This window comes from Legionella sp. PATHC039 (genome assembly GCF_026191275.1).
In the GTDB taxonomy this organism is placed as follows: Bacteria; Pseudomonadota; Gammaproteobacteria; order Legionellales; family Legionellaceae; genus Legionella; species Legionella pneumophila.
In genome coordinates this window covers 433,774-445,989 of the sequence record NZ_JAPHOP010000001.1, presented here as the reverse complement: position 1 = coordinate 445,989, position 12,216 = coordinate 433,774, and the positions used below count along the sequence as shown (strand labels likewise).

The following is a 12,216-nucleotide window of genomic DNA, read 5'->3' as shown; positions in this document are numbered from 1 at the left end:
TCTATATATCCTTAGAAAGAGTGGTTTTTATAGAAAAATTGGTTGGCAGCTTTTTCTTCAGCAGTCTCAGACTCGGCAGGGGCTTCAAAAGCTACTTTGGAATTTTGGCTTTCTTCTGGTTGTTCAGGGGCATTAGTGTCCGTTCCCCCATCAAGCCAAAAACCCTTAAGAAAAGTTACATCTACTGTAACGATTGGAGGCAATTGAATAATCGGGTGGTACATTTCAGCACGCTTGATGTTGTATTGCGCATACATTTTTGCAGCGCCCGATCCGCCACTAGAAACAGCCGCGAGAGGAATTTTTCCTGCTTGAATGGTTGATACACTTCCTAGAGGCGAGGTGCTGTAATCAGTGGAATATTGCTGGCCAATATTGCCCATGCTTTCCCAGAAGTTCCCCCAAAAAGCTTTTTTCACCATCGGTTCATCACGCCATACCGCACGCCCACGAATTCCGTTTTTAGAATCTGAAATGATGCCTGTAACCTGGATGTCGATATTGGTGCCATTGGAATGAATGCAACTTAATCGTTCGGTACGAAACTTTCCTCGCTCACTGGAAATATCGCCAATTACAGAAGCACTTACCATACAGCCTTTAAGTGGTGCCCTGTATTTATTCGGCATCACTCCATCATCGACAATTTGAAATATCATAATGTCGGGATTTGCTTGGCTTAAAACTCCCGCAGATGCATCTGCACCTTGTAAAACAACTGCTTTAGCAAAGGTGTTGGAGAAGACATAATTATTGGGTGTTTTGATTCGTGGCTTGGATTTTTTATTTAACTTGGCTGTGTATTGAATAAATCCCGAATCCATCTCCATGGAGTTGCTCGCTGCCGCTTCATCTGCTCGGGGTAACAACCCATTTTGAGGCTCATTGTTTTTTAATGTCCCATCTATTGGGGTAGTACGCTCCATTTGTAGCTTAACTATTTGATGCTTTAATTCAGAAAGTGTGGATTTCATTTCAGATAGTTCATCTTTTTGCGAGGTAATGAGCTTGCTTTGCTTGTCTTTTTCATCACCTAATGCCTTGAGGTTTTTATCAAAGAGCTCTGATTTTGCAAGCTCAGCTCGCCAGGCATTTTGTGTTTTCTCAATCCAATGGGATTCATTAGTGGCAGTAGATATCGGGCTGGCTAAGCTGTGTTTTTTATAAGCGGGTTTATCAACCTCTCTGGATTTAACTGTCTTGTTTCCCAATAAGGCAAAGCACGCAATCACCAACACTATAACGCCGATAACAATCCCTAAAAAGATCTGTTGTTGTTTTTTAAGTTGAATAGACATGTTAGCTAATCCTGTACAATCGAGTAGTTTCAAACGGCGCTAAATGGGTTTTAGCAAGCGCCACCCCTTTGGTTCCAGGCCAATTAAACCAGGATTCCTTGGCATCAATAGGCTGGTTGGTTACGTTTTTTAACTCAAAAATTTCACCCCGCATACGATTGCCATTAACTGTCAATAAGCGTTTTAGTTGTGTTTTTTGTGCTTTATAGACTGAAGGATTTTTGGGTATTGTTTGGGTAAAACCTTCTGGCAAATACCCATTAACAAGCGCTCGTAAAAAACCAACCATCACCTTTTCATAACTTGATGTATGTGGAGCGCGGGCACGAATTACAGGATTTCTGTAGGATTTAAAAACGATTGTTTGTGACGCAATGGGCTTTGGTTCTACACGCACGTTGTAAAAAAGACCTTTTTCAGTCAGCAAATTGATAGTAAAAGCTCGTGTGTGGTATAGAGGCGATGGCAAAAAAGTAAGAATACCCGTCGTATCATCAATTAATTTGCAATTCGCCTTCCCATTGCATGCATCAACCAGGGTGTTGCCAGGTGCTTTTATTTGCTGAATGCGATCATCCTCTAACATAAGATTATTGGGTTCTTTAATTGAGGCATTAATGAAAATATCTTCATAATTTCTGACTGTTTTTATTTGAGCACCTTCTGCTGTTGCTATTAATAAGCCTAAGCTGAATATCATTGCCATTTGTTTCATGATTACACCTTCTCAAGATTCGTTAGTTTCAACAGGCCATACTCATAGGAATACCTAATCAAAAAAGTCTCCCGTACATCAGACATCAAATCCGCGCCAACAAAACGCTTCATCTGTCCCATTACTTTTACGCTCAAGTGTTTGATATCAATTTCAAAGGTCGATGGATAAAACACGCTGGATAAATGTTCGTGATTAATTTGTTCGACTTCCTTAACCAATTGCGCCCTGATGTCCCCATACAGTGAGGGAGCTACATAGCCTAAGAGCGCATTAAATTGGTAAGTGGCTGAACTTGAAGTGATATTAAAACGAAGTTGCGTTAAGAAATTGGTCATGTCTCTTAAATAACCTTCCGAAACACCTGTTCCAGAAAGTGTAAATTCTTGAGATATTTTAGGTGGGATGAAATGGGTTTCATGTTTGCTATGAGCATAATGCAATAAGACCACAATGGTAATTGATTGCATGAATGTCATAGCTAGCAGCACACTACTAATACCTATGAATAAAACCCTAATCTTTTTTTCCTTCATTAATTCTGATTTTTTTTGTTCTATTTTCATCTGTTACCCCAAAAACGCTCTAATCCATGACGGTGGTGTTGCCCGTAACTTAGGTGATAGAGAAAAGAACCAATAAAAAAGGTGGATATAAAAATAGGGACCTTCATTACCCTTCATGCGTTTCATAAGAAATAGAAACGCACAGGTTAGAATCAATGAGGTAACAAAAAAACCACAAACAGCCCCAAATACGTAGAGAGTTAGTGCTCCTACCATGACCTCATCGAGTGTAAAAATAATCAATCGATAAGGCTCATTAAGATATTGGGGTGTTTTGTATTTTCTCGGATCTTCCATCTTAAACCCCTGCTAGCATTGCAACGACATTTAGAAAAATAGCCATCGCCCCAACGCCGCCAAGCGTTTTAATATTTCGAGTAAACATCAAGGTAACAACAGCCGCTACAGCTTCTCCGACATAAAGATAGGTTTTTATCGAACCATTGTAGGTATCCTTAACTACTTCTTCTGCAGCGGATAAAGCATCCGCTGCAAAGGTTCCTTGAGCCATTATTAGCAAGCAAATAAGTATGAAAATCTTTCCAATGTGAGCATTAATACTGCTTAACACGTTACTTCTGAACTGATTTAATAAAGACATGTTATCCCTCCTTTTTAATGGTGATTGAGGATTGATTGCTGCATTGATGGGCAAAATTTCTTTGTTGGATCAGCCAAACCATCGTGCTTTTCAGATTGAATTTTTTGATAAATTTCATAACGGTGGATGGCTACTGAATTGGGTGCATTAAACCCAATGCGTACCTGATTCCCTTTACAACATAGAACTGTGATAAATATATCTTCTCCAATAACAATGCTTTCACCGACTCTTCTAGTTAAACTCAACATCTTCTTCTCCTTTTTAGTTAACTTTCATATTTAAAATGTGTTTCATTTTCAGTAATTGGGTTTTAGCCACTTCAGGGTTATTGTTTTTGGGAGCTGCATCAGGTACAAAAAATGAACTTCTCTTGGAACAATTTTTACAAAAATCAATAAATTGGGGTAAGGTTGGCGGTAGTTCCTTATTTTTTCGACATAAATCAATTGCCATATCAAGAATGTTATCCGCATAGGTAAATAGTCCTTGTTGCCATTCACCTTTAACAAAAACTAAAAACTCATCGCTTTTAAATTGACTACGCCAAACCTGTCCGTACATAGCTGCAAACCTCAAAAATAATCGATCAATGCGCTTGCGACCTTCCTCGGTAGGCGCTAAGGTCGATGATGTTGTCATCGGTTTCTTCTTCAATGCCTGATTTACATGACTCCCAGAAGCTGTCTCTAATGGGTTGTTTCTTATAATTTGTTTCATGGACTGCATTATTTGTCTCCTGACACGTATCACTTTGAATTTCATCTTCCCAACAATGTTGTGCTAACCAATTGGCAGGATATTTCCAAGCAGCAACCCATTGGCCTTGGCTATGCTGTTGTTGATAAAACTGGATTTGTTGTTGTAAAGCCGAATAAATTTGTATTGGCAACTCAGGTGTGAGATTAAGCGCTTGAAATGCTTCCCATGCTTTTTGCTTTGATTTTTTTAGCGGGTACAAATCCCAAAATTTTTCGAATTGTGATAATAAAAAAATATAATAATTATCTTCTTTTAGAGGTGTGTCGGCTTTTGGAGATTTATCTATGCCGGCTTTTAGTGGGTCTGTCTTTGATAAGCCAGTATTTATAAGGCGTTGCTGATTTTTAGCTGGGTCTAGTTGCTGTGTCTGGTTTAGGTCTAGTTTATTTTGGACGGAATAACCCATTGTAGCTAATTCGCATCTTAAAATTAATTTTAAACCTTCGGATTGTGGTGTAATAAGCCCTGCTCGCCCCAAAGCAGATAAGGCACGGCGTATTTGCATGCGTGAATAGCTCCCGCTTTTAATGCCTTGATGCGGCTCAATATAAAGTTGCTCTGCTATCGATTGATAGCTGATTCCGCGCTTTATGCCGACTAATCCTGTTTTGACATCCATATATGGCCTTATCCCTCTTAGGTAAGCCAGTTGCTGAAGGTGTGGCATCCCACATAAAGCAGCAAGTTCTTTGTCATTAATTAAAAAATCCACTATTCACTCTCAATCCGTGTACAAATTCGTTATTATTTTTTTTATATGGTATATTTACTATTAACTACTACTTGAGTCGTACGATTCGTGTAAATAATTATTTTAATTTACCACTATTTGGTGCATTGTCAATATATATTTTCACAATATGGGATTAATTGGGTTGGTTAATATGAATATAAAAGAAAAAATTGGTCAAAGAATTCAAGAAGAACGGATAGCAAAAGGATTAACTAGAAAGGCCCTTGAGGAGTTAACTGATGATCTTAAACAATCAAGAATTAGCAATTGGGAGCGAGGTGATAGAACTCCAGGGCCTGAAGAAATAAAACAACTTGCTAGAGCACTAGATATTTCACCTGCTTATTTGATGTGCCTAACCGATGAGAAACGTCCAAAAAAAATTCCAGGATTAGGGTCATTGGTTCCACTGCTCGATCATCAACAAGCCTGCGATCCTAAAGGATTCATTCAAAGGGTTAGGAACGAACATAATTCAGATGAAATAAGCTTTATACCGATTTCTTCTGAGCTTAGTACTCGTCTTGGAGAAAATGCATTTGCTCTAAAAATGAAAGATGAGAGTATGCACCCTGAATTAAGAGTTAATGATATTTTGATTATTGATCCCAATTCTGAACTGCATCCAGGAAGTTTAGTTGCAGCACAGCTTAACGAAGAAAATGAGGTTATCGTGCGTAGATATAAACAACTAACCTTATCAAAAGAATTTAATCCATTTGAATTGCGGGCCGAAAATGATAATTGGGGGAATATAAAAATTGATAAAGTAACTGACGCTATAATTATCGGCGTTATTGTGTGTGTTGTGAGGTATACAGGGAGATACTAATACATTTAACCTAATTAATTCGATTTACCAGTGAAATGTTAACGGATAGTTCTGAGATTTTTTATAAACCACTCATGTTACGCACGTGAACTTGCAGTTTGAATAAAAAGCATTAGAATTTTGCCCTTAATTTTAGGGAGTGAATTCAATGGATATGCTTGATCTTTATTGTGATTATTTAATTTTCCAAAACAAATATGCGACTGCTACCGGGTTATCTGATTTGGTTGATGGAGCATTTGCTCATAACAAAGTAACACGATTTCTTCGTTTTGAACATTTTGGTTCAAAATCACTTTGGCACTATGTCAAAAAGCCAGTTAGGTCACAAGAAACAGTAGGAGGAGTATTGATACTTGATGATTCCATCGAAGAGAAGCCCTACTCTGATGAGAATGAAGTGAATTGCTGGTATTACTCTCATGCTAAAGGGGCTGTACTCAAAGGGATAAACATCTTGTATTGCATGGTTCGTTACGCTGACTTCAGTGTATCCATAGGATATAAGGTGATTAAAAAAGATATCGCTTATTGTGATATTAAAACCAGACAAACCAGAAGAAAATCATCAGTGAACAAGAATCAATTATTTCAAAGCTTGATTGCACAGGCTATTACCAATAAGGTGATGTTTGATTATGTGCTAGCTGACAACTGGTTTGGCTCGAAGGCCAATATGGTTCACATCCATAAAGACCTTCAAAAGTCGTTTATCATTGGAATCAAGTCTAACCTAACATTAGCCTTATCTGAAAACGATGCCAAAAACGGGCGGTACCAACAAGTAAGAGCATTAGAACTTGAAGAGGATATACTGGCTTAAAGGCCTAGACCTCCCCGTGAGGCTCCTGAAAAAGGTTTTCAAAAACGAAAATGGCTCAACAGGAATTCTCTATCTTGTTTCAAATGACATGCAAAGTAGTGCCGAACGTCTTTATGAAGTGTACCCTGGCGGATTGAAGAGTATCACAAGTCAATTAAGCAAAATGCAAGCTTAACCAAGTCCCCAGCTCGAATCGTCATAACACAGTGCAATCATATTTATGCGTCTATTATTGCTTACTGCAAGCTCGAAATGCTGAAGATAAAAACCCAATTAAATCACTTTGCCATTAAGTACAAACTAATTGTTAGAGCGAACCAAATTGCCTGGCAGGGGCTTAAAAATATGGCTGCTTAAAATTGATCGTGGGTAACATGAGTATTTGAGCTAAAACCTTAAAGTAATTTTCTGCTACACTTAAAATACAAACTGTCTTCCAAGGTTAGGTATGCGCTACCTCTTTATTTTGATAGCTCTTCTATCCCAACCACTTTTTGCTAAACCATCCGAAGCCATCTTTGCTGGTGGTTGTTTTTGGTGTGTTGAAGCCGATTTTGATAAAGTTCCTGGGGTTTTAGAGACTATTTCAGGCTATGATGGTGGTACTGAGCCTAGGCCTGGTTATGCATTGGTCTCATCGGGTAAAACTGCTTATGTAGAGGTTGTGCGTGTTGTCTTTGATAGCGATAAAGTGACCTATCAAGAATTACTAGATTTTTATTGGCGTCATATCGACCCAACAGTACAAAACCAGCAATTTTGCGATGTTGGTAAGCAATATCGCAGCGTCATTTTCTATTTAAATGACGATCAAAAAAAGGCAGCTTTAGCTAGTATTGATGAAATAAAAAAACGATTTCCTAAGGTATATACAGAGGTAATTCCCTCTACAACGTTTTATCCTGCAGAAGAATATCATCAAGATTATTATCAAAAAAATCCAATTCGTTACAAATATTACCGTTACAATTGTGGTCGTGATGCTCGTATCAAGGAGTTATGGGATGAAAAGTCTAGTTAGTTTTATTGTAAGCGTATTTATGCTAAATACTGCCCTGGCTTACACGCCTGAATTTAACAAATCCGAAAAACTAAAACAGCTTACGCCTCTACAATACCAAGTGACTCAAAAGGCTGCTACAGAAAAACCTTTTGATAATCCCTATTGGAATAATGAACAAGCCGGAATTTATGTGGACATAGTTTCAGGAGAGCCTCTGTTTAGTTCTCTGGATAAATACGACTCAGGAACCGGTTGGCCTAGTTTTACAAAACCCATAAATACCGCAAATGTTATTTTAAAACCCGCGAGACACTATTTGTTTTTTGTGCAAACTGAAGTGCTTTCTAAAAATGCGCAATCTCATTTAGGGCATGTATTTAATGACGGCCCAAAACCCACCGGTGAACGATATTGCATGAATTCGGCGGCATTGCGATTTATCCCAAAAGATCAAATGAGCAAAGAAGGCTATGAAGAGTATTTAACTCTTTTTAAATAGATTGCTTATGAAATTCATAAAGCCTGTGCATCGCTGTCCCTATCACTAACAAAGAAAAGATCATTGCTAAACTTAGGAAGTGGTTTGGCCAAAGCATCATGGCTATAAAAAAAACAAAGGCTTCAGCTCTTTCTATTAATCCTGGGCTGTAATGAAAACTTTTTTCTGAATCATTAGTCTTAAAAATACCCACAACAAGAAAACTCGTGATACAAAGTAGTATACTCGCCATCATTAACAAAGACCCAAGACCCCGCTCATTTGGATTAATAGCCCATAAGGCAAACACAACACCCACCTCAACCACGCGATCAGTCATAATATCCAATACACTACCCCAGTCAGAGCTATGGTTAGTTAGACGAGCAATAGTACCATCGAGGGTATCACAATATCCAGACAGTAATAGTAAACTAATGGCCAGATAGGGTAGATTTAGCCACAGTGCGGGTATCACTAAAAGACCCAATACGCCAGAAAAGAAGGTGACTTGATTTGGGGTCACTCGCTCTATCAACACAGGAGTAATTGGATTGACACAAAGGCGTTGATACAGTGGCCTAAGGTGTTGTTCTATCATAGATTTATCCTAATTTATTTAGCCAACGAACGAAAGTTCGAATTTTAGAAGAAAATATAAACGGCTTATAATACTCTCCCGCAACTCGCTTACTAATTTCACTAAAAGTGGGGTACGCTGCAATCGCATCGGTAAAAGTTCGCAAACTTTTCCGTTCTTTAACGGCTATAACCCAAGGTAAAATTAATTCACCCGCATGAGCGCCCACTATGCTCACACCCAAAATTTTAGCTTTTTTACCGGTTATGATTTTTATTTTGCCATTTACCTTATTTTCCGCTTGGGCTCTGTCCACCTCGGCGAAGGCAAATTCTGTGATTTTTAATGTAGGATCTTTTAAGGCCTCACTCGCCAATAGGCCCACGTGGGCTAATTCGGGCTCAGTATAAGTCACCCAAGGCACCGCTTTGTAATCTACTTTTGCAGGCCATTTAAAAGCAATATTTCTCAATGCAATACCCGCTTGATAACTAGCCATGTGCGTAAATTGATAAGGCCCTGTCACATCGCCTATGGCATAGATTTTTTTATTAGTGGTTTGAAGTCTGGCATTCGTGTTTATCCCTCTGGTGGTGTATTGAACGCCTGCTTTTTCCAAACCGAGCCCGTCCACATTAGCCACACGACCTGTTGATACCAACAAATGCGAGCCTGTGATAGTAATTGGGTTGTCCTGGTTTTCCAAATGAACACTAATGGTCTTATCAGCACTCTCTTCTATTTTGTTAATTTTAATTTGCTCATAAAGTGCTATCTGCATCGACTCAAGTTGACTTCGAATAATAGCCACGCAATCGGCATCATCCTTAGGAAGAATAGTAAAGGCTTCTAAAATAGTGACTTTAGACCCAAGCATTGCGAAAGCCTGAGCTAATTCACAGCCTATAGGACCTCCGCCGATAACAATCAAATGCTCAGGTTGTACTTTTAGGTTAAAGATGGTTTCATTAGTTAAATAAGAGACCTTGTTTAAGTTCTGGATAGGAGGGATGGCTGGAGATGAGCCTGTAGCAATCACAAAATGTTTGGCCCGAATAATTTTCCTTTTTAATTTAAACTGTTTTGGCCCTATAAAATGCCCTGCTTCTTGAATAACCTGAACACCTAGAGAGGTAAAACGTTCCACCGAATCATTTTTTGCAATACACGCTATCACATTATGCACCTGCTGCATCACTTGCAAAAAATCAATTTTCACCGATTTTGCCTGAATACCTAAAACAGTCGAATGTTTGGTTTGATAAAAGATTTTGGCAGTGTTCAATAGCGTTTTAGAAGGGATACAACCGTAATTTAAACAATCACCTCCCATTTTGTTTGGTTCAACCAATACCACTTGTAATCCCAATTGAGAGCAACCTGCAGCGATACTTAAGCCTGCAGAACCCCCGCCAATAATGGCCAAATCACAAAATAAATCTTTATCTTTCATTTTTTCAGTACCCTGTTTACCCTTTTTTTTGTAAAAAACAGGAATCAAAGAAAGAGCGGCTAATCCTAATAAAGGTAGAATAAATTTGGGTTCAAAAATAATCCCCAGATTAGGCTGAAGGCTTGCTGCAAATAGTTCGCCCAATCCATTACCAACAGACACATAGACAATAGAGCCAGGAATAATTCCTATAAAAGTGGCTATGATAAAAGTAGAAGCGCTCACACCCAATACGGCAGAAACGATATTAATCACCCAGAAAGGAAATAATGGGATAAGTCGCAAGGTGAGCAAATAAGAAAATGCATTGTCTTTAAACCCAGAACGCATCCGCTTAACCCAACCTGAAGCACGCTTGGAAAACACTTCGCCTAAGGACGATTGGACTGCAAAAAAAAGAATCGTTGCACCTAAAGTGGCACTTAGAACCACCAAAAAAGTTCCCCAAAGTATTCCAAATAAGAAGCCGCCTATTAAAGTCAAAAAGATAGCACCTGGGATAGAGAGTGCTACAGCCACTGTATAAATTATTATAAAAACGAAAGAGACCAGATAAAAATGTGATTTTGTTATGGCTATAAGCCATTCATGATTGTCTCGTAAACTGGCAAAACTTACGTATTTATTTAAGCCTAAACCCAAAAAAAGACCTAATAAAACTATTATAATTAATAAGGGCAGCCAAGTTTTTATTGCACTAATTTTCATAAGATGATGCCCTTTTCATTATTCACATAACGTTCTTACTTTCTTATCAGAAGTTTTTGACTTTCGACTAAAATGAAAATCCTTTTTTATTTGCCAATAGTGGCGTTGAGCTTTAATTGGCATCAAAAGTAACCGTATAAGACTATTATCTGATGGCTTGGAATACCCAGGTACACCAATTATTATAGCTTGTTGGGGAATATCTAATTTGATTGTTTGATGCAACCTATCCCAAAATGAAAATACAACCCCATAATTACTATTGGTTTCATTGAGATAATTGGAATGATGAATGCCATGCATTCTTGGAGTAACGATAATTTTATTAATTAGCCGTTCAAAGCGAAAAGGCAATTTGATATTGCTGTGTTGAAAAAAAGTATGTGCTTGAAAAAAAAATTCATAGCAAAAAAAGAGTAAGGGACTCACTCCAATCAACCCTAATTGCACCAACCTAAAGAGACTCGAATACATAATTTCCACACAATGAAAACGCATGGCGGTTGAAACATCTAAGTCAGGATCAGCGTGATGCACGACATGGAATCGCCACAACAACGGAAGTTTATGATTTAGAGCATGCCAGTAGTAAAAGCTTAAATCCATTAACAAAAACCCAAGTATAAACACTACCCATTGATTAAAGGGAAGCATAGATAGAAGGCCGAAATCATGGCTAAAGGTGAAAAGGACGGTGGCTTTTGCTAAGGGGCTAATAAACAGACTTGCGATGACATAAACCAAGAGGGTAAAGGTGAAATTAATTGCTAATCGCGGCAATAATGGGCGAGTTGCTTTTCTTAAAGGCCACTTTTTCTCTAAAACAAACAATGACAAATAAATAAAAATAAGAATGAGTACTAAGTAATATTGTACTGTACTGTAATTGATCTCAGACATTAGTTTAAAAGGCTCGTGAATTGTTTCTATAAACTTGCCTATAAAAATGGCTCAAGTCAATCCAATTATAATTATCTTTATTCATAGTAATCATTTTTCTCTTAAATTAGTGGTAGTTGTTGGACTGAAAATATTTTTCTATTTTCAATGTGTCTCTGTAAGAGTAAATGGTGTTCTTGCTTACATTTTTTTGTTTGGGTAAATAAACAGTAAGAAATTCAGTAAAATATTCTGCAAAATCAGTTGGTTTCATCGTTATCGCCTTGCAAATCAGGGATTATTCCTGGGTACCTAGTCTCCATTTTCAACTTTATATCGGGAAACACATCGATCGTCATACGAAGGTAATAGGCCCTTTCGTGAAAAGAGTCGTGTCCCATATAAGTTTTAAATACAGGCAGATATACGTAAGCGTTCGCCTAAATACGGGTTGCATTGATATTGATGCTTTGCACTGAAGCAAATCAAGCCCATTGGGTAATTCTATTCATCTTGGCCTTATATTTTATTCTGGGAAGAATTCTTCATGCTTATGCTTTTATTTATAATAAAAAGCATTTCAAATTTCGTGTGCGGGGAATGGTTCTGACGTTTTCTGCACTTTTTTCCTTGCGGTGTTGAACATTAGTTTAATACTTTTTAAACTCGGGTGATAAAACAATTATTTTTTTACCCTGCATAAATCTGTTCAAAGTATTTACTTTTTCTGAGCGGGCAATCTATTAGAAAAAGAATTATTGAGATCGCTGGACTTATTATACTCA

At 37.9% G+C, this 12,216-nt stretch carries 17 protein-coding genes; 5 read left to right on the top strand and 12 right to left on the bottom strand.

Translation table 11 applies throughout. From position 1 onward, the window contains the following. Positions 1 to 11: 11 nt before the first annotated feature. The 8 genes from OQI99_RS02045 to OQI99_RS02010 are packed head-to-tail and all read right to left on the bottom strand — an operon-like array spanning position 12 to position 4,654. A complete protein-coding gene (locus OQI99_RS02045) occupies positions 12 to 1,298 on the bottom strand; it encodes a TraB/VirB10 family protein (protein ID WP_015444240.1) in 1,287 nt (428 codons plus the stop codon). Position 1,299: 1 nt separating this feature from the next. Next, positions 1,300 to 2,013, bottom strand: coding sequence for a type-F conjugative transfer system secretin TraK (gene traK / locus OQI99_RS02040; RefSeq protein WP_010947803.1), 714 nt, complete (start codon positions 2,011 to 2,013; stop codon positions 1,300 to 1,302). A gap of 2 nt (positions 2,014 to 2,015) precedes the next feature. Continuing rightward, a complete protein-coding gene (gene traE, locus OQI99_RS02035; protein WP_010947804.1) occupies positions 2,016 to 2,579 on the bottom strand; it encodes a type IV conjugative transfer system protein TraE in 564 nt (187 codons plus the stop codon). A 3-nt stretch (positions 2,580 to 2,582) separates the two neighbouring features. Next, positions 2,583 to 2,876 carry a type IV conjugative transfer system protein TraL gene (gene traL, locus OQI99_RS02030; RefSeq protein ID WP_010947805.1) on the bottom strand — a complete coding sequence of 98 codons (294 nt, stop codon included), beginning with the start codon at positions 2,874 to 2,876 and terminating at the stop codon, positions 2,583 to 2,585. Between the two features lies 1 nt (position 2,877). Further along, entirely contained in the window at positions 2,878 to 3,180 is a 303-nt protein-coding gene (locus OQI99_RS02025; RefSeq protein ID WP_010947806.1) for a fimbrial protein, read from the bottom strand. 14 nt (positions 3,181 to 3,194) lie between these two features. Next, the gene (gene csrA, locus OQI99_RS02020) at positions 3,195 to 3,431 is read right to left on the bottom strand and encodes a carbon storage regulator CsrA (RefSeq protein WP_010947807.1); all 237 of its coding nucleotides are present in this window, start codon (positions 3,429 to 3,431) and stop codon (positions 3,195 to 3,197) included. Between the two features lie 13 nt (positions 3,432 to 3,444). Then, on the bottom strand, positions 3,445 to 3,744 hold the full coding sequence (locus tag OQI99_RS02015; RefSeq protein WP_015444239.1) for a hypothetical protein: 300 nt from the start codon (positions 3,742 to 3,744) through the stop codon (positions 3,445 to 3,447). A gap of 25 nt (positions 3,745 to 3,769) precedes the next feature. Beyond that, on the bottom strand, positions 3,770 to 4,654 hold the full coding sequence (locus OQI99_RS02010) for a hypothetical protein (protein ID WP_010947808.1): 885 nt from the start codon (positions 4,652 to 4,654) through the stop codon (positions 3,770 to 3,772). A gap of 172 nt (positions 4,655 to 4,826) precedes the next feature. Between OQI99_RS02010 and OQI99_RS02005 the strand changes: the two genes are divergently transcribed. The 4 genes from OQI99_RS02005 to msrB all read left to right on the top strand — a co-directional run bounded on the left by OQI99_RS02005 (position 4,827) and on the right by msrB (position 7,832). After that, a complete protein-coding gene (locus tag OQI99_RS02005) occupies positions 4,827 to 5,507 on the top strand; it encodes a helix-turn-helix domain-containing protein (RefSeq protein WP_015444237.1) in 681 nt (226 codons plus the stop codon). 148 nt (positions 5,508 to 5,655) lie between these two features. Then, positions 5,656 to 6,330, top strand: coding sequence for a transposase (locus OQI99_RS02000; protein ID WP_016356978.1), 675 nt, complete (start codon positions 5,656 to 5,658; stop codon positions 6,328 to 6,330). Positions 6,331 to 6,778: 448 nt separating this feature from the next. Continuing rightward, complete coding sequence (gene msrA, locus OQI99_RS01995; protein WP_010947811.1) at positions 6,779 to 7,351, top strand: peptide-methionine (S)-S-oxide reductase MsrA; 573 nt, start codon at positions 6,779 to 6,781, stop codon at positions 7,349 to 7,351. 19 nt (positions 7,352 to 7,370) lie between these two features. Continuing rightward, positions 7,371 to 7,832 (top strand): peptide-methionine (R)-S-oxide reductase MsrB, encoded by a 462-nt coding sequence (msrB, locus tag OQI99_RS01990; RefSeq protein ID WP_370447313.1) that lies wholly within the window; start codon positions 7,371 to 7,373, stop codon positions 7,830 to 7,832. On the opposite strand, the gene OQI99_RS01985 is transcribed toward msrB, so the two are convergent. From OQI99_RS01985 to OQI99_RS01970, 4 genes are all read right to left on the bottom strand, one after another. After that, positions 7,825 to 8,412, bottom strand: coding sequence for a CDP-alcohol phosphatidyltransferase family protein (locus tag OQI99_RS01985; RefSeq protein WP_010947813.1), 588 nt, complete (start codon positions 8,410 to 8,412; stop codon positions 7,825 to 7,827). The genes msrB and OQI99_RS01985 overlap by 8 nt on opposite strands. 4 nt (positions 8,413 to 8,416) lie before the next feature. Further along, complete coding sequence (locus tag OQI99_RS01980; protein ID WP_010947814.1) at positions 8,417 to 10,552, bottom strand: FAD-dependent oxidoreductase; 2,136 nt, start codon at positions 10,550 to 10,552, stop codon at positions 8,417 to 8,419. Between the two features lie 18 nt (positions 10,553 to 10,570). Continuing rightward, positions 10,571 to 11,452: a sterol desaturase family protein gene (locus OQI99_RS01975; protein ID WP_010947815.1), complete on the bottom strand. Its 882-nt coding sequence runs from the start codon at positions 11,450 to 11,452 to the stop codon at positions 10,571 to 10,573. Positions 11,453 to 11,558: 106 nt separating this feature from the next. Continuing rightward, positions 11,559 to 11,705, bottom strand: coding sequence for a hypothetical protein (locus OQI99_RS01970; RefSeq protein ID WP_010947816.1), 147 nt, complete (start codon positions 11,703 to 11,705; stop codon positions 11,559 to 11,561). 182 nt (positions 11,706 to 11,887) lie between these two features. On the opposite strand from OQI99_RS01970, the gene OQI99_RS16225 reads away from it, so the two are divergent. Then, positions 11,888 to 12,073: an MAPEG family protein gene (locus OQI99_RS16225; RefSeq protein ID WP_324293549.1), complete on the top strand. Its 186-nt coding sequence runs from the start codon at positions 11,888 to 11,890 to the stop codon at positions 12,071 to 12,073. The last annotated feature ends 143 nt before the right edge of the window (positions 12,074 to 12,216 follow it).

Coding starts and splice junctions, on each gene's coding strand:
- OQI99_RS02045 (WP_015444240.1), bottom strand. CDS start 1,298: ATGTCTATTCAACTTAAAAAACAACAACAGATCTTTTTAGGGATTGTT.
- msrA (WP_010947811.1), top strand. CDS start 6,779: ATGCGCTACCTCTTTATTTTGATAGCTCTTCTATCCCAACCACTTTTT.
- OQI99_RS01970 (WP_010947816.1), bottom strand. CDS start 11,705: ATGAAACCAACTGATTTTGCAGAATATTTTACTGAATTTCTTACTGTT.
- OQI99_RS02005 (WP_015444237.1), top strand. CDS start 4,827: ATGAATATAAAAGAAAAAATTGGTCAAAGAATTCAAGAAGAACGGATA.
- OQI99_RS01985 (WP_010947813.1), bottom strand. CDS start 8,412: ATGATAGAACAACACCTTAGGCCACTGTATCAACGCCTTTGTGTCAAT.
- OQI99_RS01980 (WP_010947814.1), bottom strand. CDS start 10,552: ATGAAAATTAGTGCAATAAAAACTTGGCTGCCCTTATTAATTATAATA.
- csrA (WP_010947807.1), bottom strand. CDS start 3,431: ATGTTGAGTTTAACTAGAAGAGTCGGTGAAAGCATTGTTATTGGAGAA.
- OQI99_RS02000 (WP_016356978.1), top strand. CDS start 5,656: ATGGATATGCTTGATCTTTATTGTGATTATTTAATTTTCCAAAACAAA.
- OQI99_RS01975 (WP_010947815.1), bottom strand. CDS start 11,452: ATGTCTGAGATCAATTACAGTACAGTACAATATTACTTAGTACTCATT.
- traE (WP_010947804.1), bottom strand. CDS start 2,579: ATGAAAATAGAACAAAAAAAATCAGAATTAATGAAGGAAAAAAAGATT.
- OQI99_RS02015 (WP_015444239.1), bottom strand. CDS start 3,744: ATGTACGGACAGGTTTGGCGTAGTCAATTTAAAAGCGATGAGTTTTTA.
- OQI99_RS02025 (WP_010947806.1), bottom strand. CDS start 3,180: ATGTCTTTATTAAATCAGTTCAGAAGTAACGTGTTAAGCAGTATTAAT.
- msrB (WP_370447313.1), top strand. CDS start 7,371: ATGCTAAATACTGCCCTGGCTTACACGCCTGAATTTAACAAATCCGAA.
- traK (WP_010947803.1), bottom strand. CDS start 2,013: ATGAAACAAATGGCAATGATATTCAGCTTAGGCTTATTAATAGCAACA.
- traL (WP_010947805.1), bottom strand. CDS start 2,876: ATGGAAGATCCGAGAAAATACAAAACACCCCAATATCTTAATGAGCCT.